This window comes from Caedibacter taeniospiralis, from assembly GCF_002803295.2.
In the GTDB taxonomy this organism is placed as follows: Bacteria; Pseudomonadota; Gammaproteobacteria; order Francisellales; family Francisellaceae; genus Caedibacter; species Caedibacter taeniospiralis.
The window spans coordinates 16,233-37,245 of record NZ_PGGB02000002.1; the positions used below are offsets into that span (position 1 = coordinate 16,233).

19 protein-coding genes and 3 tRNA genes are annotated in these 21,013 nt (G+C 41.9%); 18 read left to right on the top strand and 4 right to left on the bottom strand.

The genetic code is table 11. The features are described 5' to 3' along the window. Positions 1–9 precede the first annotated feature (9 nt). The 5 genes from hslU to rsfS all read left to right on the top strand — a co-directional run bounded on the left by hslU (position 10) and on the right by rsfS (position 2,173). Positions 10–1,359: an ATP-dependent protease ATPase subunit HslU gene (gene hslU / locus CU053_RS00940; RefSeq protein WP_100551183.1), complete on the top strand. Its 1,350-nt coding sequence runs from the start codon at positions 10–12 to the stop codon at positions 1,357–1,359. Positions 1,360–1,458: 99 nt separating this feature from the next. Further along, positions 1,459–1,533: transfer RNA gene (locus CU053_RS00945), tRNA-Gly, on the top strand. Between the two features lie 3 nt (positions 1,534–1,536). Beyond that, positions 1,537–1,610 (top strand) — tRNA-Cys (locus CU053_RS00950). A gap of 15 nt (positions 1,611–1,625) precedes the next feature. Beyond that, positions 1,626–1,714: transfer RNA gene (locus CU053_RS00955), tRNA-Leu, on the top strand. A 114-nt stretch (positions 1,715–1,828) separates the two neighbouring features. Next, positions 1,829–2,173 (top strand): ribosome silencing factor, encoded by a 345-nt coding sequence (rsfS, locus tag CU053_RS00960; RefSeq protein WP_100551184.1) that lies wholly within the window; start codon positions 1,829–1,831, stop codon positions 2,171–2,173. Positions 2,174–2,245: 72 nt separating this feature from the next. On the opposite strand, the gene CU053_RS00965 is transcribed toward rsfS, so the two are convergent. After that, the gene (locus tag CU053_RS00965; protein ID WP_100551185.1) at positions 2,246–2,515 is read right to left on the bottom strand and encodes a hypothetical protein; all 270 of its coding nucleotides are present in this window, start codon (positions 2,513–2,515) and stop codon (positions 2,246–2,248) included. 246 nt (positions 2,516–2,761) lie between these two features. Here CU053_RS00965 and CU053_RS00970 point away from each other — a divergent pair, with 246 nt between their 5' ends. From CU053_RS00970 to glyS, 3 genes are all read left to right on the top strand, one after another. After that, positions 2,762–3,712, top strand: coding sequence for a ribose-phosphate pyrophosphokinase (locus CU053_RS00970; RefSeq protein WP_100551186.1), 951 nt, complete (start codon positions 2,762–2,764; stop codon positions 3,710–3,712). 111 nt (positions 3,713–3,823) lie between these two features. After that, the gene (rplY, locus tag CU053_RS00975; RefSeq protein ID WP_100551187.1) at positions 3,824–4,114 is read left to right on the top strand and encodes a 50S ribosomal protein L25; all 291 of its coding nucleotides are present in this window, start codon (positions 3,824–3,826) and stop codon (positions 4,112–4,114) included. Between the two features lie 327 nt (positions 4,115–4,441). Continuing rightward, a complete protein-coding gene (glyS, locus tag CU053_RS00980) occupies positions 4,442–6,514 on the top strand; it encodes a glycine--tRNA ligase subunit beta (RefSeq protein ID WP_100551188.1) in 2,073 nt (690 codons plus the stop codon). Positions 6,515–6,683: 169 nt separating this feature from the next. Here glyS and CU053_RS00985 read toward each other — a convergent pair whose 3' ends face one another. The 3 genes from CU053_RS00985 to mfd form a co-directional block, all read right to left on the bottom strand. Further along, positions 6,684–7,019 carry a type II toxin-antitoxin system PemK/MazF family toxin gene (locus CU053_RS00985; RefSeq protein ID WP_100551189.1) on the bottom strand — a complete coding sequence of 112 codons (336 nt, stop codon included), beginning with the start codon at positions 7,017–7,019 and terminating at the stop codon, positions 6,684–6,686. After that, positions 7,016–7,270 carry an AbrB/MazE/SpoVT family DNA-binding domain-containing protein gene (locus CU053_RS00990; protein WP_100551190.1) on the bottom strand — a complete coding sequence of 85 codons (255 nt, stop codon included), beginning with the start codon at positions 7,268–7,270 and terminating at the stop codon, positions 7,016–7,018. Before CU053_RS00990 ends, CU053_RS00985 begins: the two co-directional genes overlap by 4 nt. Before the next feature lie 281 nt (positions 7,271–7,551). Further along, entirely contained in the window at positions 7,552–11,019 is a 3,468-nt protein-coding gene (gene mfd, locus CU053_RS00995) for a transcription-repair coupling factor (RefSeq protein WP_100551191.1), read from the bottom strand. Between the two features lie 293 nt (positions 11,020–11,312). Between mfd and CU053_RS01000 the strand changes: the two genes are divergently transcribed. From CU053_RS01000 to CU053_RS01045, 10 genes are all read left to right on the top strand, one after another. Beyond that, complete coding sequence (locus CU053_RS01000) at positions 11,313–13,448, top strand: adenosylcobalamin-dependent ribonucleoside-diphosphate reductase (protein WP_100551192.1); 2,136 nt, start codon at positions 11,313–11,315, stop codon at positions 13,446–13,448. Positions 13,449–13,459: 11 nt separating this feature from the next. After that, positions 13,460–14,050: a BglII/BstYI family type II restriction endonuclease gene (locus tag CU053_RS01005; RefSeq protein ID WP_100551193.1), complete on the top strand. Its 591-nt coding sequence runs from the start codon at positions 13,460–13,462 to the stop codon at positions 14,048–14,050. Positions 14,051–14,071: 21 nt separating this feature from the next. Continuing rightward, positions 14,072–14,671 (top strand): MT-A70 family methyltransferase, encoded by a 600-nt coding sequence (locus tag CU053_RS01010; protein ID WP_100551245.1) that lies wholly within the window; start codon positions 14,072–14,074, stop codon positions 14,669–14,671. Between the two features lie 15 nt (positions 14,672–14,686). Beyond that, the gene (locus CU053_RS01015; RefSeq protein WP_100551194.1) at positions 14,687–15,379 is read left to right on the top strand and encodes a TSCPD domain-containing protein; all 693 of its coding nucleotides are present in this window, start codon (positions 14,687–14,689) and stop codon (positions 15,377–15,379) included. Positions 15,380–15,488: 109 nt separating this feature from the next. Further along, on the top strand, positions 15,489–16,121 hold the full coding sequence (locus tag CU053_RS01020) for a hypothetical protein (RefSeq protein WP_100551195.1): 633 nt from the start codon (positions 15,489–15,491) through the stop codon (positions 16,119–16,121). A 98-nt stretch (positions 16,122–16,219) separates the two neighbouring features. Further along, positions 16,220–17,269, top strand: coding sequence for a Holliday junction branch migration DNA helicase RuvB (gene ruvB, locus CU053_RS01025; protein WP_100551196.1), 1,050 nt, complete (start codon positions 16,220–16,222; stop codon positions 17,267–17,269). Positions 17,270–17,280: 11 nt separating this feature from the next. Beyond that, on the top strand, positions 17,281–18,225 hold the full coding sequence (locus CU053_RS01030; RefSeq protein ID WP_158106910.1) for a DMT family transporter: 945 nt from the start codon (positions 17,281–17,283) through the stop codon (positions 18,223–18,225). Between the two features lie 119 nt (positions 18,226–18,344). Further along, the gene (locus CU053_RS01035) at positions 18,345–19,193 is read left to right on the top strand and encodes an HlyD family secretion protein (RefSeq protein ID WP_100551198.1); all 849 of its coding nucleotides are present in this window, start codon (positions 18,345–18,347) and stop codon (positions 19,191–19,193) included. After that, on the top strand, positions 19,177–20,184 hold the full coding sequence (locus CU053_RS01040; protein ID WP_100551199.1) for a hypothetical protein: 1,008 nt from the start codon (positions 19,177–19,179) through the stop codon (positions 20,182–20,184). The genes CU053_RS01035 and CU053_RS01040 overlap by 17 nt, the downstream gene beginning before the upstream one ends. Then, positions 20,177–20,830 (top strand): FUSC family protein, encoded by a 654-nt coding sequence (locus CU053_RS01045; protein WP_100551200.1) that lies wholly within the window; start codon positions 20,177–20,179, stop codon positions 20,828–20,830. Before CU053_RS01040 ends, CU053_RS01045 begins: the two co-directional genes overlap by 8 nt. Positions 20,831–21,013 lie beyond the last annotated feature (183 nt).

The following is a 21,013-nucleotide window of genomic DNA, read 5'->3' on the forward strand; positions in this document are numbered from 1 at the left end:
GAAGAGACTATGTCGCAAATGACACCTAAAGAAATTGTAAGTGAATTAGATCGTTTTATCATTGGTCAGAAAGCTGCTAAAAAAGCCGTGGCCATTGCCCTTAGAAACCGCTGGCGCAGAATGCAATTAGAAGAAGGAATGCGCCAGGAGGTAACCCCTAAAAATATTTTAATGATCGGACCCACAGGGGTTGGTAAAACTGAAATTGCGCGACGCTTGGCAAAACTTGCTAATGCCCCATTTATCAAGATTGAGGCAACAAAATTTACGGAAGTTGGTTATGTGGGTAAGGATGTAGATTCTATCATTCGTGATCTGGCTGATATTGCGATTAAAATGTACCGTGAGCAGGAGAAAACAAAAGTATCCGTGCGTGCGGATGTGCTTGCCAGAGAGCGTATCCTCGATGCGCTATTACCTCCAGCAAGAGAAAGTAAGGTTGGTTTCGCTAATGAGCCTATTGAGATGGAGCAAAAAAGCGAAAGCACCACACGCCAGTTATTTAGAAAAAAACTGGAGGCTGGCGAGCTGAATGACAAAGAAATTGAAATTGATATTGCAATGGCACCGCAGCAGATGAATATCATGGGACCTCCAGGCATGGAGGATATGACCGATCAGCTGCAAAACCTGTTTTCTGCCATGGGGAACGAACGTAGAAAACGCAGAAAAATTAAAGTTAAAGATGCCCTGAAGTTATTGCAAGATGAAGAAGCAGGCAAGCTTGTTAATGAAGATGACGTTAAGCTTAAAGCGATTGAGGCGGTTGAACAGAACGGGATTGTGTTTATTGATGAGATTGACAAGGTATGTAAAAGATCAGAACAGCGCGGAGGTGATGTCTCACGCGAAGGTGTGCAGCGTGATTTGTTGCCATTGGTTGAAGGCTCAACCGTAAGTACCAAATATGGCATGATAAAAACCGATCATATATTATTTATTGCCTCAGGGGCATTTCATGTGGCTAAACCATCCGACTTAATTCCTGAACTGCAAGGTCGTTTACCAATTCGTGTTGAGCTTAGATCTCTTGAGGTAGAAGACTTTGTGCGTATTCTTAGCGAGCCTGATTATTCGCTAATTAAACAATATATTGCGTTATTAGCTACGGAAGCGCTTAATGTGACTTTTGACAACGATGCGGTGAGGCGTGTCGCTGAGATTGCATATCGGGTTAATGAAGAAGTTGAAAACATTGGTGCAAGGCGCTTACATACGGTATTGGAGCGATTGTTGGAAGAAGTATCTTTTGATGCGTCAGATCGGACTGAAAAAAGCTTCAACATAAGCGCGGATTATGTTAATGAAAAACTAGGTGATTTGGTCAAGGATCGTGACTTAAGCCAGTATATTCTTTAGTACATTTAAGCAGCTAAATAAAATTCGGTGATAACCATAGAAAACTCAAAAAATGCAATTGACTTTGGGGCTTTAGCCCTTATAATCTGTCCCTGTTCTGCGGGAATAGCTCAGCGGTAGAGCACAACCTTGCCAAGGTTGGGGTCGCGAGTTCGAACCTCGTTTCCCGCTCCAGATGGCTGGGTAGCAAAATGGTTATGCAGAGGCCTGCAAAGCCTTGGACACCGGTTCGATTCCGGTCTCAGCCTCCAGAACAAAGTTTTAGTGCCTGGGTGGTGAAATAGGTAGACACAAGGGACTTAAAATCCCTCGAGACTTAACTCTCGTGCCGGTTCGACTCCGGCCCCAGGCACCATGTCTACGTTCATTTTCATGGCGACAGATTTTTGCAATGCGAGAGCGCTTGCTTGTCCTTTCAACTTAGACTAGACTGCTGTGCTTCGAAAATAGACAAATCAACATAATTACAATGGAAACAAAGCAAATTTTAGATTTAGCCGTGAATGCCCTTGAGGATATCAAAGCCGAAAATATCACCGTTATGAATGTTGAGCATTTAACTGAGCTTATGAGCTACGTGGTTGTGTGTACGGCTAACTCTGGCACGCACGCAAAGGCACTTGCCAGTCATCTTGAGCTGACGGCAAAAAGAAATATGCTGACCATACTCGGTGTTGAGGGTGAAGCCAAAAGTGATTGGGTATTGGTTGATCTAGGCGATGTCGTCGTCCATATTATGCGCGAAGAAACCAGACAGTTTTATCAGTTAGAAAAACTTTGGGATATCAAACCAAATTCACCAAAAGCGCTTTAATAACATGCAAAAAACAGCGTCAAACTTATGGGTAGTTATTTGAGATAAATATGCCAGAAAAATAACCGTTTTTTAGGCAGTGCTGAGTAGCAGTTTCATTTCTTCAGGGGAGACAAATCCGGCTAAACGTCTGGTGGCCTTACGAATTTCAGAGATGGGCAATACCACCTGGCATAATCGATTAAGAAAAACAGTACCTGACTTACAACCACGCGCTGCCGCTAGATTTATAATATAGCGCATACGCTCAAGTGTTCTTTTATCTTTGGTCACTGATTGATTAAATGATTGTAAATAATTAACCACCCAATCAAAAGTTAGCAAGAACTTTCCTTTCAACATGCGGAACTCCTATTTAGCTTTGGCTGCTTGCACGCAATGATGACAGGCAAGGTGATTTATTTCAAGTTTCGGCAAGCAAATAATTGCTGTTTCCACGCCTGAAAGCGATGACTGATCAAGCGTGATTACAAAACAAAATACTTGTTTTTGCAATCTGCATCCGAGCCTAAAAAACACTTTATATTTTCAAAAATTTGGGTATATTCTCTAAACAAAATTCAAGCAATAGCATTTTAGGATAACTCCATGTCGGATTTAATGCTTTTTAGTGGTCGCGCAAGTAGTGCGCTGACCGAAGAAATTTCCCATTTTTTGGGTGTACAACTTGGCAGAGCAACTGTTTCAACATTCAGTGATGGGGAATCACATATTGAGATTATCGACAATGTCAGAGGGCGCGATGTCTTTATCGTCCAATCCACGTGCCCGCCAAGTAATGACTACATCATGGAGCTCATGTTTTTAACTGACGCACTACGTCGCTCATCAGCTGGGCGCATTACTGCAGTCATTCCCTACTTTGGTTACGCGCGCCAGGATCGTCGCGTGCGTTCATCACGCGTACCCATCTCTGCCCGTGTAGTGGCTGACATGCTAACAGGCGTCGGCATTGATCGTCTGCTTACGGTAGATATTCACGCAGAGCAGATTCAGGGTTTTTTCAATATACCCCTGGATAACGTTTACGGCACACCAATTCTTTTGGATTACATCCGTGCACGTCACCTGGAAAACCCTATCGTCGTCTCTCCTGATATCGGGGGAGTTGTCCGCGCACGCGCCATGGCAAAAGCCTTAAATACAGACTTGGCGATTATTGATAAGCGTCGTCAAAAAGCGAATGAATCAGAAGTAATGAATATTATTGGGGATATCACCGATCGCCATTGCTTGATCGTCGATGACATTGTCGATACAGCAGGCACTTTGTGCAAAGCTGCTCAAGCGTTGATTGAGCACGGAGCAGATAAGGTTTCTGCCTACTGTGTTCACCCTGTGTTATCAGGAAATGCAATTGCAAACATTGAAAGCTCGGTATTAGAAGAACTTGTTGTTACCAATTCCATTCCGCTTCATACCAATGCACTTAAGTGTAAAAAAATCAAAACCCTTTCATTAGCGCCTATGTTGTCCGAAGCCATTCGTCGAACTAACAATGAAGAGTCGATCAGTTTAATGTTTTGTGACTTAATTTAAATCTTAACTTTTCTCTTTACTTCTGTTACAATCTCGCGGCTTTCTGATCAGGGTCGCATGGTCTGAAAGTGGTTTAAAACTAACTTTAATCACAAATTTAAGGAATTAAAAATGACTGAATTTACATTCCAGGCGGAATTAAAAACTGAAACAGGTACGGGTGCGAGCCGCCGCCTACGTAAAACAGGTAAAATCCCTGCAATTATCTATGGCAATGGCGCAGAAGCAATTTCAATCTCACTTGATCACAACAAGATATTCCACGCTTTAGAAAACAAGGACTTCTACAGTGCAACCGTCAGCATTAACATTGACGGCAAAACTGAAAGCGTTAAAATCAAAGCATTACAACGTCATCCATTTAAGCCGAAAATCCTCCACGCCGATTTCATCCGCGCATAAATACTCAATAAGCTTTCAGTACGTGACATCAAAACCTCTTGGCTGATGTCGCGGTTAATAAGTCTTTAAGTACTTTACTTTCAATATTTGATTATTTTTAACTCATTATAATTACAGGTTCGCAGACGGAACGACGTCAAAGCCGTGATGAATCACATTCCCAAATGCACCCTTTAACTTAGTGCCATTGCCCTTTAACTTCGTTTAAGGGGGTGCTTATCCCTTTTGGGCAAAGATCTGACTGGTCATTAATGCTTAGGTTTTTACTGCTTTTGCTCGTTATTCTCGTTAAAATGTGTAGCTAATGAAAAATAATGAAATACGCTGATGTTAGATAAACTCGACTTATTATTTGAACTAGGCACGGAAGAGCTGCCACCAAAAGCCCTCAAACAAATGGCACAAAATCTGTTAGATCAGGTGTGCAAGCAGTTAGATGATTTAGACATTGACTATCAAGACAAATCGTTTTATGCGTCACCGCGGCGTTTAGCGTTTATCATCAGAAACATTCAAACCATGCAAAAGGATCGCTTAATCGACAAAGAGGGTCCTTTTATCGATAAAGCTTATGATGATAAAGGTGTGCCAACAAAAGCTGCATTGGGATTTGCACAAGCCTGTGGCGTGGGGTTTGATAAGCTCTCAACCATTGAGCATCAAAAGGGCAAGCGACTTTTTTATCAGGTTCAGCAACAAGGTCTTAGAACCAAAGACATCATTGGCGAAATCATTGATGGCGCACTCAAAAGATTACCCATTCCAAAGATGATGCGCTGGGGAAATGAGGATCATCAATTTGTACGCCCTGTGCACTGGGCGGTGCTATTGCTTGGTGATGGGCTGATTGTGCATTCATTCTATGGTTGTAAAACATCTCATATCAGCTATGGTCACCGTTTCCATCACCCTGATGCGATTCATATTAATTCTTCGGCAGAATATGTTGCAAAACTAAAAAATGCTCATGTTCTTGTTGATTGGGAAATGCGTAAGTCTACGGTGATTCAGTCTGCAAAGGCTTTGGCTAAATCTCAAGACGCTCATGTAATCCTAAATGATGAGTTAGTTGAGGAGGTTACGGCTATTGTCGAGTACCCGCATGCACTATTGTGTGACTTTGACCAAAGCTTTCTGCGAGTACCACAAGAGGCACTTAGTTCGGCGATGGAAGGTCATCAGAAGTGTTTTGCACTGGTGGATAAAAACAATAAGCTGGTCAATCATTTTATTACCATGAGTAATATCGACAGTCATGCTCCGCAAACGGTGATTAAGGGAAATAACAAAGTGATGGCTGCACGCTTATCAGATGCGGCATTTTTCTATGATACAGATGTTAAAAAACCGTTAGACACCTATATTGAAAAGCTTAAAGTGGTGACGTTTCAGAAGGAGCTAGGTTCGGTTTATGACCGCACACAGCGTATTGCGCTTCTGGCAAAGTCGATCGCAGGACATATTGGTGCGGATGAAGCGCTCGCCCATCGCGCAGGGCTTCTCAGTAAAGCAGATTTAATGACTGGTATGGTTTATGAGTTTACTGACTTGCAAGGCATTATGGGTAAATATTACGCACGTGCTCATGGCGAAAATGAAGCCGTATGTGAGGCAATTGAGCAGCAATATTGGCCAAAATATGCAGGTGATCGCCTGCCAAATGGAAAAGTTGCTCAAGCACTAGCTTTGGCAGAGAAATTAGATACGCTGGTTGGAATTTTTGGCATAGGGCAAAAACCGACAGGTGATAAAGATCCATTTGCATTGAGACGTGCCGCGATTGGTGTGCTGCGAATTTTAAAAGAATGCCATGTAAAAATTGCATTATCAACCCTGGTTCAGTTATCGATAGAAAGCTTCGCACATGATCAGCTTCAAAATATTAACGGGTTGAAAGAAGCCTTAATGCAATTTTTTGTTGATCGCCTAAAAGTTATTTACAAAGAAGAGGGCGTTGCAGCTGAAATTTTTGAAGCAGTAAGAGCCGTTGCGCATACGGATGTTACTGACTTTGACGCGCGCATCAGTGCTGTAATTGAGTTTAAGACCCATCCCGCATGTGAGCGTTTAGCACAAAGCAATAAGCGTGTTGCGAATATCCTTAACAAAAATAATGTCAATCAGGTGTTAAGTATCAATAAAGCATTGTTGCAAGAGCCTGCTGAGTTTACCTTGTTTGAAGCTTTAACCAATACCAAAGCGCGATTAGAATCTATTCTTGCTAATACAGAATATAAAACTGCACTTATGGTGCTTTCGCAGTTGGATCAACCGATTGCAGATTTTTTTGAGCATATAATGGTCATAGCGGAAGATGAAAGCGTTAAAAATAATCGCTTGGCATTGTTGCAGCAGTTATCGGTTTTATTTAAACAAGTTGCTGATTTGGCTGTTTTATAGTGCATGGGCGTATTGCTACACCCTACGGGTGAGAGTAGTAGGGTGGATAAGCCAAAGGCGCATCCACGCGGGAAAGCAAAAGCGCAAAACGGACGGAGTAGTCATTCCATTTGCATCATTTTATCTTTGAGGGAGAAGGATCAGGTTTCAGTCTGGATGGCTGGCGAGATCATGACAAAATCACTTTTGAAATTTTTAAGACTTGCTCGATGCATGCTCTGGGGCATATTTCTATCTTCTCTGCATTTCGTGACTGGAAATCTGTTGATCGTATTTGAAAGGTTATTATACTCCCCTGAGTTTTGCAGTTATCAGGGAGAATAACTTCAAATTTATTGCCACGCTGAGTACTTGTAATTGCGGCAACAAAGGCAAAACCAGTGTGTTCATTAAAAACCGATTTTGTTAGCACCAAAGCGGGTCTTCGTTTCATTATTTCGCGTCCAGAACTGGGATCAAAGTCAAGCCAGATAATATCGCCTTGATTCGGAATGTACTTTTTCAAAGCTCTTTTCCTTTAGAGTTGTCGTGCATCCATTCTTTATCCTCATCTAAAAGCTTAAAGCTTGATTTTGGACTTGCAGCAAGCATTTGCTCCAGGCTTAACTCCTCCATTTTAGGTGTTAAAACTATTTTGTTATCTTCGACACTAATGTCGAGTTTGTCTCCAGTGTGAAGATTGAGTATCTGAAGTATTTTCTTAGGAATGCTTACAATATTGGCACCACCTGATTGTCTGAGAGATAATGATGACATTTTAATGCTCCATTTTATTAAGTTATATAAAAGTATAACATGACCAAGCGAAAATATAGCATTTAATTTAGCGGATCATGAATCACAATGCCTTTATAAGACCATAATACCCTGCCAGCTTCACGTGCAGAGCTTGTGGCATTCAAAGCTAAAAAGCAAAGCTGTTTGCTTCTTTCGGGCGCTTTTCACCTCCTTCACTTGTGAAGGGGTGGCAGCCGTAGGCTGACGGGGTGGTTTTGGCGCGAAAAATCACTAAGGTAGCGGCATTGGAATTATACCCCTCAGCCAACAAATTTTGAATGCGCTTCTGCCTGTTTTGTTTTTAAATAAAGCGTATCAATAAAATCATGTACAAAGGCAATACGCTCTTTGGCTTGTGGTAATGCCTTTTTGATCATAAGTTTCTGATCCTGACCTAATTGAAAGTCCTGAGGCTTCATTTGCACAAGCTTAATCAAATGAATGGGATCAAAAGTAAGTGGCGTGACAAAAATGATTTTTCCACCTGCTGAGTGCATTTCAATTTTTTGAATACCCACAAGGGTGGCGCTAAGCTTTAAGTGGGTAATATCAAATAAATATTGCGCATATTCAGGCAACAAGCCAAAACGATCGATGACTTCAATTTTGATAGTATCAAGCTCATTGTGCGTTTGCGCGCTTGAAATTCGCTTATAAAGTCCTAAGCGCACATGTACGTCAAAGATATATTCCTCGGGGAAAAGGGTGGGGATACGTAGCTCAATCTGGGCATCAGTTTGGAATGACTGGTTTATTTTAGTTGCATCAAAGCTTTCACCTCTTTGTAACGCTGAAATGGTTTTTTGCAGCAAGTCCATATAGAGGTTGAAACCAATGCCTTGCATATTGCCGCTTTGCTCTTTTCCAAGCATTTCTCCAGCCCCTCTGATTTCTAAATCATGATTGGCCAGCAGATAACCACCCCCTAAAGATGCGGTTTCTAAAATAGCCTCCAAACGCTTTTTAGCATCTTTAGCCAGAGAGGCTTCTGGTGGAGTTAATAAGTACGCATACGCTTGATGATGTGAGCGACCAACACGACCGCGTAATTGATGCAGTTGCGCAAGACCAAAACTATCCGCGCGTTCAATAACGATGGTATTGACGTTAGCAATATCAATGCCTGTTTCAATGATCGTGGTGCAAAGCAGGATTTGGTAGCGATTCTGTTGAAACTCAAACATGATTTTCTCAAGTTCGCGTTCGCGCATTTGCCCATGTGCTACGGCGATATTAATCTCAGGAAAAATCTGGCGTAACTGTTCTGCTTTATCATAAATGGTACTGACACTGTTATGCAGATAATACACTTGTCCGCCACGAAGCATCTCCCGCATTACCGCTTCTTTGATAATGCTATTGTTGTATTGCTTGACAAAAGTTTTTACAGAAAGTCGCTTAGCTGGTGGGGTTGCAATGATTGATAAGTCACGAATATTGGAAAATGCCATATTCAAGGTGCGTGGGATTGGTGTTGCTGTCATGGTGAGAATATCGATGTTAGTCCGCATAGCCTTCATTTTTTCTTTGTGTGTAACACCAAAACGGTGTTCCTCATCGATAATCAGAAGTCCTAAGTTATGGAATTTGATTTTATCGGACAAGAGTTTATGCGTACCGATCACTATATCAATCGTTCCATTATTAATCCGCGTGATCGCTTCATTTTGTTCTTTGCTGGTCTTAAAGCGCGATAAGACCTCAACACTGGCCCCCATTTCATTAAAGCGGTCACTAAAATTATCAAAATGCTGTTGTGCCAAGAGTGTTGTTGGCGCAAGGACGGCAACTTGTTTGTTGTTGCTTACCGCAATAAACGCCGCACGCATAGCAACTTCTGTTTTCCCAAAGCCAACATCGCCGCAAACCAGGCGATCCATGGGCTTTTCAGCAATCATGTCTTTGATGACATCATTAATGGCAAGCGCTTGATCAGGGGTTTCTTCAAAGGGAAAACCTTCACAAAAACCGAGGTATTCCTTCTCATTGAAAATATTGCCATAGCCTTTTTTAAGCGCACGTTGTGCGTAAATAGCAAGAAGATCAGCCGCAACATCATTGATTTTTCTGGCAGCTTTTTCCTTTTCCTTTTCCCAGGTATCGCTGCCAAGTTTGCTGACAGGTGCATGCTCAAGCTCAGTACCACTATAACGACTGACAAGGTGAAGCGCGTAAATAGGCACATAAAGTTTCTCATCATTTTTAAACAAAAGTGTTAAGAACTCGGTTTCCTGGGTTCCAAGATCAAGCCTGGTCAAGCCATCAAAGCGTGCAATGCCATGTTCAATATGAACAACAGGGCTTCCCAGGCTAAGCTCAGATAAATCTTTGAGTGCAACAGTGGGAAGCGCTTCATGGACCTCCTTTTTATGCGTGCGCAGAGGTAATGCGCTGTGATTAGCAAAGAGATCAAACTCGGTAATAATCAGCTGATCCTCATTAACAATAATCCCCTGGGAGAAAGGCGCTATGGTGATTGCGATGCGATGTTTTGATGTGACTGCCTCGCTGAAATGGCTAAAGCTTTGCGCTGTGAGTTTCAGCTTGTTGAGATTTTCATGGAGTAATGCTTTTCTGCCCGCGCTTTCGGAGCAGAAAATTATTTTTTTAAAGGAGCTCTTAGCAAGTAAATCCAGTAATTTTTGATAAGGTTCTTTATATTGGTAGTGAACATGAAGATCGGGCAAGTTTTTGACATTAAGCGTATTTGCCTTTGATTTTTCTTGTGCTAACCATTTGATATGACTGAAGTTTTTGGTTGCAGCATTAAATTCTATCGGAGATAAAAAGACGCATTGTGGGGGTAAAATTGGACGCTCGGGATCATGTGCAAGCTGATCGTGGCGTGTCATGATGTCCCGATAATAAAGCTCTACAGTATGCTGGCAATCATAGATATTATGCACGATAGTACCACTATTTAAGTAATCAAATATCGTGCTGAGCTTCGGATAAAATAAAGGCAGATAAAATTCAATGCCATTAATGGTTCTACCTTTGATAATTTGTTGGTATATCAGATTTTGCGTATCTGTTTGGGGTAGCAGCTCAAGCCAGTTTTGCGCAAAACAATCGAGTGTTTGCTTATCAAGGATGAACTCCTGTGTTGGCAATATTTCGACTTTGTCAATGCGGTTATGAGAGCGTTGCGTTTCCAGATCAATGCTGCGAATACTGTCGACTTCATCATCGAACAAATCAATGCGATAAGCCTCATCTGATCCCATGGGAAAAATATCTAAAATGCTGCCACGTACACTAAACTCACCACGCGAAATCACCTGAGAAACATTTTGATAGCCCGCTAACTCCAATTGGCGTTTTTTCTCTGTAAGCTCAAGCTTATCTCCTTTTTGAATCATAAACGCATGAGAGACTAAAAAGCTTGGTGGCGGAAGGTATTTTAATATGGTGTTAGCGCTAGCGATAACTACGGCATTAGGGTGATTTTGCAACTGATTAAGGGTATTTAAACGCGAAGAAATGATATCTTCACTTGCGGAGAAGTGGTCAAATGGCAGAATTTCAAGATCGGCAAAATGAAGTATCGTCTGGTTTCGGAGTAGAAAGCCAAGTTCATTATGCAGTTGAAGCGCTAATTGGGCATTTTCACAAATGAGCAGATGAGTTTGTGTATGCTGTGATATATATTCACTTAGGACTAAAGAAAGGGCGGTTGGAATAGCATTGGCATAAATATCGCGTACGCCTTGTGGCAAAATTTGCATAAGGGTTAGTGAAAGCTTAATTATCGTGTGCCTAGTCTATACCACTGAATTAACAGATTCTAGTCATTGTGCCGTGTATCCGCCATCGATGGCAATCTGACTGCCTAGAATAACTGGAGTTACCTAAATGTGTATTGTTTGCCAAATTCATCTTAAATCCAGTGACGTTAGGCAATGCAGCTTAGTCAAGTCCTTGCATGAAAATATTCAGGCAAAAAAATGCCGCCTTTGACAAAAAATGCCGTTAGAATGACGGCTATATTTTGATGATTTTTGAGTAACAAGGGGCAAAAATGTCTTTGACAGAAGCAACACAAGAAATAGCTTTGCAAGCGGCATCGTTAGATATCTGGGATAGTAAGTATCGCTTAAAAACGCGCTTGGGCGAAGCGGTTGATGGAAAAATTGATGATGCCTATAAACGCGTGGCAAAGGCGCTTTCTGAAGTTGAAAAAACAAAAGAATTACAGCAAAAATCTTATCAAGAGTTTCTATGGGCATTAAGAAATGGAGCTATTCCTGCAGGAAGAATTATTTCCAATGCAGGTGCTTTGGAACATAAACCTGCCACCTCAACGATTAACTGCACTGTTTCTGGTACTATTTATGACTCTATGGATAACATCTTGCAAAGAGTTCATGAGTCAGGACTTACCCTTAAAGCAGGGTGTGGTATTGGCTATGAGTTTTCGACCTTAAGACCAAAAGGCGCCTTTGTTGCAGGTGCGGGGGCGCATACCTCAGGTCCCATGTCCTTTATGGATATTTATGACAAGATGTGCTTTACCGTGGCATCAGCTGGAGGCAGGCGCGGAGCACAAATGGGAACCTTTGACGTGGGGCATCCTGATGTATTGGATTTTATTCGCGCAAAACGCGAGGATGGGCGCTTGCGCCAGTTCAATCTTTCGCTGTTGATTACCAAAGATTTTATGCACGCAGTTGAGAATGATCAGATATGGTCACTGGCTTTCCCAATGTCAGCTGCTGAACAACAAGCACACAATATTGATTTAAACGACTCTACGCAGGTTCTATGGCGTGATTGGCCGATCAAAGAGGGCTATATTACCGATCCATCAGGACTTGTTGCGTGCAAAATTTACAACACGATCAAGGCGCGTAGATTGTGGGATATGATCATGTCCTCAACCTATGATTATGCTGAACCTGGGTTCATTTTGATCGACAAAGTTAATGATGACAATAACAACTGGTTTTGTGAAACTATTCGCGCCACAAATCCTTGTGGGGAGCAGCCATTACCACCTTATGGTTCTTGCCTGTTAGGCTCGGTTAATTTAACGCAATTTATTGAAAATCCATTTACAGATAGCGCAAGTTTTAATTGGGAAAAATATCGTAAGGTTGTGCGCATTTTTACGCGCATGCTCGATAACGTCGTTGAGATTAATGGCTTACCATTGAGCGAGCAACGTCATGAGATTGAGTCAAAACGTCGCCATGGCATGGGGTTTTTGGGCTTGGGGTCTGCTATTACCATGCTTAAAATGAAATATGGTAGTGAGACTTCCGTGGCGTTTACCGAAAAAGTTGCTAAAGAGATGGCACTGGAAGGTTGGCGCGAAGGCGTGAGGCTCTCGAAAGAAAAAGGCAGCGCTCCAGTGCTTGAGAAAGACTATACGGTGGCTCATGAGTTTTTACGCTTGCGCCCTGAAATGGCTGCTGACGGTATTAAAGCGGGTGATGTTATTAAAGGGCGTCTCTTACACGCGAAATATAGTCGTTACATGCAGCGCATTGCACAAGAGGATATTTCAATTATTGATGCCATTTGTGAGTATGGTTGTCGTTTTACGCATCATACCTCCATTGCGCCGACGGGTACGATTTCGTTGTCTTTGGCTAATAACGTCAGTAACGGCATTGAGCCAAGTTTTGCCCATCATTATGCGCGTAATGTTATTCGTTCGGGTAAAAAAACCAAAGAAAAAGTAGATGTATTCTCATATGAGCTACTAGCCTATCGCCATTTAGTGAATAAAGAAGCGATGCCATTTGCCAAGGAGGAAGCACATAAGCTGCCTGATTATTTTATCAGTGCCGATAATGTGTCTCCAAAAGAGCATGTGGATATTCAGGCTGCCGCACAAAGATGGGTGGATTCAAGTATTTCCAAAACGGCTAATGTACCTACAGATTTCCCCTTTGCTGATTTTAAAGACATCTACCTTTATGCCTATCATCAGGGACTTAAAGGCTGCACGACGTTTAGGTTTAACCCTGAAGTTTTCCAAGGTGTGCTGGTTAAAGATGAGGATCTTGAGAAAACACTTTATCGTTTCACCCTTGAGGATGGCTCAATAGTTGAGTTAAAAGGTAATGAAATGATTGAATACGATGGTGAAGAGCACAGCGCTGCAAATCTCTATGATGCCTTGAAAGAGGGGTATTATGGGAAATTTTAAGGAATACAAAAGTGGGTATTAATGTATTACCTGAATATGTTCGCAGGCACTACGAAATCTATGAATATAAACATGCTTGTGCGATTCTCAAAGAGGACTTTCCAAATGAGTGGGCAGATATAGTTTCGTTGCTGGAAGCCTTTAGGTTAAAGAAGAGCTGGATTATTCAATCTGGAGGGCGTAAATCAAAGGTTGCTGAGTATATTGACAACTATTTGTACGCCATGGGGTGGGTTGAAAAACAATTTAGCACCCAAGTAATTGTAGATGATGTGACTTATAATTCTCCGACTCACAAGGTTGACTGCTTCAAAAATAGGGTTGCATTGGAAATAGAGTGGAATAATAAAGACCCTTTTTATGATCGATATTTAAATAACTTCAGATTGTTGTTTGATCTTAAGGCTGTTAGTGTTGGAATTATTATCACTCGTTCGGACGAGTTACAGACAATATTCAATGATCTTGGGCGCGGACAATCTTATGGTGCTTCAACGACACATCTTGGCAAGCTCTTACCAAGGATTGAGGGAGGTGGGGGTGCTGGTTGTCCGTTGCTTGTGTTTGGTATGAAAAGTAATTTGTTTGAAGAGGATATTTAGGTGGGTGCTAAAGAAGATTTTATGAATGAACTAAAGGGGCGAAAGTTTAAAACCATTTTAGCCGATCCTCCCTGGCAGTTTCACAATCGAACAGGTAAGGTGGCGCCAGAGCATAAAAGATTAACTCGATATCCGACTTTGGTTTTGGATGAAATTAAGAAACTTCCTGTCGTAGAGATCGCAGATGAGACTGCACATTTGTATCTATGGGTACCCAATGCGTTGCTGGCTGAGGGACTTGAAGTCATGCAAGCCTGGGGATTTACTTATAAAACCAATTTGGTGTGGTATAAGGTGCGCAAAGATGGGGGTCCTGATCGTAGGGGCGTCGGTTTTTATTTTAGGAATGTTACGGAAGTAATATTGTTTGGTACGCGCGGAAAAAATGCACGGACTTTGCCTCCTGGGAGGAGTCAGGAAAATATTGTGTTATCAAGAAAACGCGAGCATAGTAGGAAACCTGATGAACAATATGATTTGATTGAGTCCTGCAGTGCGGGTCCTTATTTAGAGTTATTTGCTAGGGGGGCTCGAGAGAATTGGTGTGCCTGGGGAAATCAGGTAGAAAACTACAAACCTGATTGGGATACCTATGCCAATCATTCACAGGCATCAAGGTAACTTTGGGAGAATAAAATGGCAGTAAAGATAGAGAAAAAGATCACTGGGTTTAATATTGTAAAAGCGAATGAGAAGTTGCTGGATGCCGCAACAAAGCCAGTTAAAAAAGAAAAAACGCATCTACAGATGAGTGAGAGTGTTAAGCGCCCTGAGTCACTTACGGGAGAAACCTATAAAATTAAGCCGCCTCAGGCTGAGCATGCTTTATATGTGACTATTAATGATATTGTATTAAATGAGGGAACTGAGCATGAGGTGCGTCGACCTTTTGAGATTTTCTTAAGCTCAAAAAATATGGAGCACTTTCAGTGGACCATTGCTTTAACACTCATTATTTCAGCGGTGTTTCGCAAAGGCGGCGATGTTACTTTCCTGGTTGAAGAGTTAAGATCAGTATTTGATCCAAATGGTGGTTATTTAAGGCGTGGTGGTAAATACGTCCCCTCGCTTGTTTCAGAAATAGGGGATGTGATCGAAAAGCATCTTAAAAAGATTGGCATGTTACCACAGGATGACTTGGATGAAACACAAAAACTCTATATTGCAGCTAAGCGTCAAGAGCTTGATGAGCGTCAACAGCCAAGTAATGATACAAGCAATAGTTTTCCGCTTGAGTCACAATTATGTGTCAAATGTAGCACCAAAGCCATGGTGAGAATGGATAACTGTTTGACCTGTCTTAATTGCGGTTATTCCAAGTGCGGTTGAGTTTTTAGCTATTAGGACTCTAGGTTGGAGTGATAACTCCAGTAATAAATTGGCTGTAAAGCGCTAAAAACCATGATATTTTTGATTGACGATTAGGCGTTGTTTTGCGATGATGCCCACTTATTTTGCATATCAATACCCGAAAAAAGTTAAATTCATGAAATGCTATGTGTTATGTGCTGCTTTACTGGCTGCCAGCAGCTTAAGTCCTGCCTACGCTGATAATTCGCAGGATGCCGTTATTGGTCCTGAATCTTCAAAAAATCAAGCAACCGTTACGAACGCCTCAGCAGCAGGCACGGCAGAAGAGCAAAAAAAAAATCAGAGTTTTTGGCAGTTTTTAGAAGGAACACAGCCTGAAAATGCGGTTTACTTAGGGATGCTAACCTGGCATTTTAACCCTGAAAGCCGAAAGGATGATCGTCGGTCGAATAATCTGATAGGTGGGGTTTATCAAAGTATTTTCGTTGGTACTCTACTCAATTCATTCAGTGATCGCGCGTTTGTAGTCGGGGTGCAACGTAATCTGTACACCAACCAATTATCACAAAATAACCAGGTCAATGTTGGCTACCGCTTAGGGCTTATATCTGGTTACGATGAACGGATGTCCGATATTGCCAAATATTTGCCTGTATTGCCTATTCCTGAGCTTTATGTTGATTATGCGTATAAGAACGTTGGCGCTGAATTGTCTTATATTGGGGTGGTATTTACTGCCAAGTTTTTTGTACGGTTTTAAAGTAGATATTGCTACCAGACCAAAAATGACATGTCTTTAGCGTGAAAACATGGTAGGCTTTTTGGCAGTAGCAAAAGTGTGGTAATAACACGTACCCAATGATAGAAACAGATCGCATTATTTCGGGAAATAAACAAAAAGAAGATCAGCAGATTGATCGTGCTATTCGCCCCAAATTACTTCAGGATTATCATGGTCAGCCTGTTGTTAAAGAACAGATGGAAATTTTTATTGAAGCGGCAAAAAAGCGTAAGGAAGCTTTAGATCATGTACTCATCTTCGGTCCCCCGGGTCTTGGCAAAACAACGCTGTCACATATCATTGCCAATGAAATGAATGTCTCATTAAAGCAGACTTCGGGTCCTGTATTAGAAAAAGCAGGTGACTTGGCTGCACTTTTAACCAATCTGGAAGCCAATGATGTGCTTTTTATTGATGAGATACATCGCTTAAGTCCTGTGGTGGAGGAAGTGCTTTATCCTGCGATGGAGGATTATCAACTGGATATTATGATCGGTGAAGGGCCTGCGGCGCGTTCAATTAAAATTGACTTGCCACCGTTTACGCTTGTGGGGGCAACGACAAGAGCGGGGCTTTTGACCTCTCCCCTTCGGGATCGCTTTGGTATCGTACAACGTTTAGAGTTTTATTCAGTTGCTGATTTAACGGATATTGTGATGCGCTCAGCCAAGCTCTTGAATGTCAATATTGAGGTCTCAGGCGCCAAAGAAATTGCTAAGCGCGCGCGCGGAACACCAAGGATTGCCAATCGTTTGCTAAGACGCGTGCGGGATTATGCCGAAGTAAAAGCGCAAGGGGTCGTTGATCATAAGGTTGCGGATAGGGCGCTTTCTCTTATTAATGTCGATCCTGTTGGCTTTGACCATATGGATAGGCGTTATCTATTAAACTTGATTGATAAATTTTCAGGTGGTCCTGTGGGTTTAGATACCATTGCTGCATCGATCTCAGAAGAGCGCGGTACCATTGAAGATATGATAGAGCCTTATTTGATTCAACAGGGTTATATTATGCGCACCGCGAGAGGACGCGTGGCAACACACCATGCGTATCGTCATTTTGATGTGCAAATGCCAGAAAAGCTGGCAGATTATCAGGAGCTATCACCTGATAGCAAGCTTCAATAAAGGGGGGTATTTTGGGAATTATTATAGGAATTATTTCAGGTATGCTTTGGGGCTTAAATGATGTTTTAACTAACGTTTACTCCGAACAGGGTTTATTTAGTAGTGCAACCTTTGCGGTACTGGTCTTTGCCCTGGTGCTATCCTTAATGCAGGATGGTTTTTCGTGTGCTGGAATATATACCTACCATCACGTAAGGGGCAGCTTCAAAGAGAATCTTGCTAAAACGCGACATAAAAATTTTTGGCCACTTGTTGTTGCCGCTATTTGCGCGGGTCCCTTGGGGATGGTGACAGGAATCATGGGCATTGCCTATGCAGGACCTGTTTATGCAGGTGTGGTGACTTCCTGTTATCCAGTGGTTGCATTACTCCTTGCGATGACATTGTTGCGTGAAAAAGCGACAAAGCTAAAAATACTGGGCATCGTTTTAACCGTTATTGGGGTAATGTTTATTTCGATTACGGGTGTTCGTTCAGGGGCGGAGCATATCGTCATAGGTTTGATATTTGCCAGTTGCGCGATGCTTGGCTGGGGGGCTGAATCCATTTTGTTTTCTATCGCGCAAAAAACCACAACGCAGGATGTATCCTGGCTTTTAGCGATTCGCCAAAGTGTCTCGTCTTTAAGTTACCTGGTGATTTTGAGTTTTTTACTGCTATTTGACTATCAACAAACCTGGCAGGTAATAAGCCAGTTATTTTTACCTTTGCTCATTGTGGGGTGTGTGTTATCGGCCTCAAGCTCGTATCTTGCGTATTACCATGCCATTAAGCGCATTGGCGCGAGTTTAGGAACGACATTTAATGCCAGCTTTATCTTTTGGGCAGGAATCTTTAGTGTGATGTTTAATATTACAGAGGTACAACGGTCGTTTATTCTGTGGAGTATTGTATTGATCTTCGGCATTTACTTTGCCTCAAAAGGAAATAAAAATTTCGCTCAGGTGGCTTGTTAGGCTGGGCTTTAAAAAGCTATATAAGGTATCTGGCATGAAAGAGCAGGAAAATTTAATTTTTATCTTAAAGAGGCTTCAGGTATTTATTTACCATGAGAAAGAGATAGCGGAGTGGCAATATGCAGGCATTAGTTAATTTACTTAGACGCAGCAAGATCATTTTAGGAATGATCGCGCTGCTTCTTATCGGGTATGGCATCTATTTCTTTTTTGCCTTTTCCATCACTACAGACAATGCCTATGTGATGGCAAATATTCAACCTGTGGCAGCAGAAGTTTCAGGAAAAGTGGATGGCGTGTATGTGCAGAATAATGAATGGGTGAAAAAGGGGGTATTATTATTTTCATTGGATGCCAAGGCTTATGAAATAAGGCTTAAACAAGCAAAGCTAAGCTTGGAATCTGTTCAATTACAACTGACAGAGGCTGAAAATATATTAGCAGCGTTTAAGCAACAGAATATGATAAGGCGCTATGAGCTGCAGCTAGCAGTAGACAAAATGAGGGTAGAACGAGCACAGGCTCAGTTAAGTGTTGAAATTGCTCAATCACAATTACAGGCAACTCAAGTCTACGCACAAGCAGATGGTGTCATCAGTAATTTAACGCTTACCAAAGGAGCTTTTGTGCAAGCCTATCAACCCCTGTTTGCATTTATTCATACCGATAAGTGGTGGATAGAGGCAAACTTTAAGGAAACAGACTTAGCCAGCATCAAAAAAGGAGATAAGGCAAAGATTCGTCTGCGCATGTATTTGGGGAAGAAAGCATATATAGGAGTCGTTCAAGATACTAACTGGGCGGTCGGTAGAAGCAAGACGGATACAAACACCTTATTGCAACAGGTTCCCCAGGAAAACCAGTGGCTATTATTACCTCAACGTTTTCCTGTGCTTATTGAAATAAAAGATCCTGATCCAAATTTCCCACTACATGTTGGGGCCAGCGCCTATGTTACGATTGAATAAAAGCAAGAAAAGCGCCTACTATGGTCTCGCACAAGATCCTTATTTGGAGATTGCTTATCATGTAATGGTGAGTTTGCTGGCATTTTGCATACTCCTACTGGGGTATCTGTTTTTTCAATGGCCTGATTTTCTTATTTTTTTGATCATTAGTGTTTTGCTTATTTTTATCAGCGCTTTTCCATTGGGGCAATCACGATGGGGACAAATTAAGGCTGTTTTAATGATAAGTGCTGGCTTGTGGATATCCTTTGTTGGCGTTTTTGTTAATGCCGAGTCAAAGCTCCTGACGATTGCATGGGTTTTCTGCTACAGCTTAGGCTGCTATATCATCAGTCTACGAAACAATAACTTGAGACTATATCTGGGGTTAAGCATTGTTTTTCTGCCTATTTACATTCATTTGCTGGCTGATGCAACCCTGCTGTCACCGATAAATAGCAGTGAGTTATTGATCAACTATTCATCTGGATTTGCCATTTGTGCATTGTATGCGCTGATCGTTGCACTTCTTGCGCCAAGAAGATCAAAAGCTAAAGTATTGCTCGCGATGACAGCGTATATTTATGCGCTAAGACGCGTGCTGTTAAGTGAAAACAAACACGAATATCGCGACAATCTTTATGATATGTACAGTCATTTATATTATCTTCGCGAGCAAAGGGATCAATACCATCAACGATTTGATCAAGATTTCCTGTTGATGATGAGTTCATATATTGATGTGATATACCAGATTGGGATGACTTACGCTTATGTTTTAAATAATCCTGAGGTGAAACTACCTTTCTATCAGGCAAGCATATGGATTGATAGGCTTTTAGCTGAGAAAGAGTGGTCTATGCAGGAAGGGTTAATCAAGGAGCAGAAGGATTGGGCACAGGTTATTGAATCCCCTCTATTAAAGGATGCCTTAACGAAAATTGAGGCATCTGTTGTTAGGCTTGTGCCAATTTATCAGGAAATTAAAAAACTCAGGAAAAAATATGCTTAGTGTAATCGATCGGTTAACGCTTTATCGCGCCGTTAGAATATCATTGATGCTAAGTGCTGCAGTGACACTGTGGCTTGTGGCTGATATCGAACGCGGTTATTGGATTGCGATGACCTTAATGATTATTTACATGCCATTTGAGCCTGGACTTGTCAATAATCGTATTAAAATGCGCTTACTTGGTACGCTCGCAGGTTTGTTATTTGGTTTTTTGCTGATTGAATTAATGCGAGCACATCAGTTATGGCTGGCAACTATTCCACTGCTAATTTTATTTGCGTTGTATTTTTCGATTGTGCATTACATGTATGCGACTGTGTTTATTACCATCGGCGTCATGGTGATGTTTTCGATGCTTGATACAGGAGGGATGTCGCCTGCGACTTTTATGCTGGCACGTTTTATTGACACATTCATTGCCTGCGTTTTGTGTTTTATTGCTGAAGTTTTTTTTCGTCCGAAAAAAATGATCGCACATGCCATTATAAAGGATCTTGAAGATATATTGACTGCATACGCTAAGCACTTTGATATCATGTATAACGCCTTTATGAACCAGAAGTTTTACCAGATCTCTATTGAGGAGTCGACAAAATTTAATAACAGCCGCTGCGAGCCATGGAGAGCGGAACGCGAGGGCGAGTAGACCCGGGTAGCCTTGCGCTGTTGATCAGCAAGCGACSGACGTGCCGAAGGCGCCAGAGCGAAGTCTGTGAAACAGCTTTTACCCAAGGCGTAGAGTAGAATCGGAGGAGTGTTGTCCGTTCGGAATGAGCGTAGCGAATTTGTGAGGACATGCCGAGGAGGCGGACGGCCCGGGCAAAATTTA

Coding starts and splice junctions, on each gene's coding strand:
- hslU (WP_100551183.1), top strand. CDS start 10: ATGTCGCAAATGACACCTAAAGAAATTGTAAGTGAATTAGATCGTTTT.
- rsfS (WP_100551184.1), top strand. CDS start 1,829: ATGGAAACAAAGCAAATTTTAGATTTAGCCGTGAATGCCCTTGAGGAT.
- CU053_RS00965 (WP_100551185.1), bottom strand. CDS start 2,515: ATGTTGAAAGGAAAGTTCTTGCTAACTTTTGATTGGGTGGTTAATTAT.
- CU053_RS00970 (WP_100551186.1), top strand. CDS start 2,762: ATGTCGGATTTAATGCTTTTTAGTGGTCGCGCAAGTAGTGCGCTGACC.
- rplY (WP_100551187.1), top strand. CDS start 3,824: ATGACTGAATTTACATTCCAGGCGGAATTAAAAACTGAAACAGGTACG.
- glyS (WP_100551188.1), top strand. CDS start 4,442: ATGTTAGATAAACTCGACTTATTATTTGAACTAGGCACGGAAGAGCTG.
- CU053_RS00990 (WP_100551190.1), bottom strand. CDS start 7,270: ATGTCATCATTATCTCTCAGACAATCAGGTGGTGCCAATATTGTAAGC.
- mfd (WP_100551191.1), bottom strand. CDS start 11,019: ATGCAAATTTTGCCACAAGGCGTACGCGATATTTATGCCAATGCTATT.
- CU053_RS01000 (WP_100551192.1), top strand. CDS start 11,313: ATGTCTTTGACAGAAGCAACACAAGAAATAGCTTTGCAAGCGGCATCG.
- CU053_RS01010 (WP_100551245.1), top strand. CDS start 14,072: ATGAATGAACTAAAGGGGCGAAAGTTTAAAACCATTTTAGCCGATCCT.
- CU053_RS01015 (WP_100551194.1), top strand. CDS start 14,687: ATGGCAGTAAAGATAGAGAAAAAGATCACTGGGTTTAATATTGTAAAA.
- CU053_RS01020 (WP_100551195.1), top strand. CDS start 15,489: ATGATGCCCACTTATTTTGCATATCAATACCCGAAAAAAGTTAAATTC.
- ruvB (WP_100551196.1), top strand. CDS start 16,220: ATGATAGAAACAGATCGCATTATTTCGGGAAATAAACAAAAAGAAGAT.
- CU053_RS01035 (WP_100551198.1), top strand. CDS start 18,345: ATGCAGGCATTAGTTAATTTACTTAGACGCAGCAAGATCATTTTAGGA.
- CU053_RS01040 (WP_100551199.1), top strand. CDS start 19,177: ATGTTACGATTGAATAAAAGCAAGAAAAGCGCCTACTATGGTCTCGCA.
- CU053_RS01045 (WP_100551200.1), top strand. CDS start 20,177: ATGCTTAGTGTAATCGATCGGTTAACGCTTTATCGCGCCGTTAGAATA.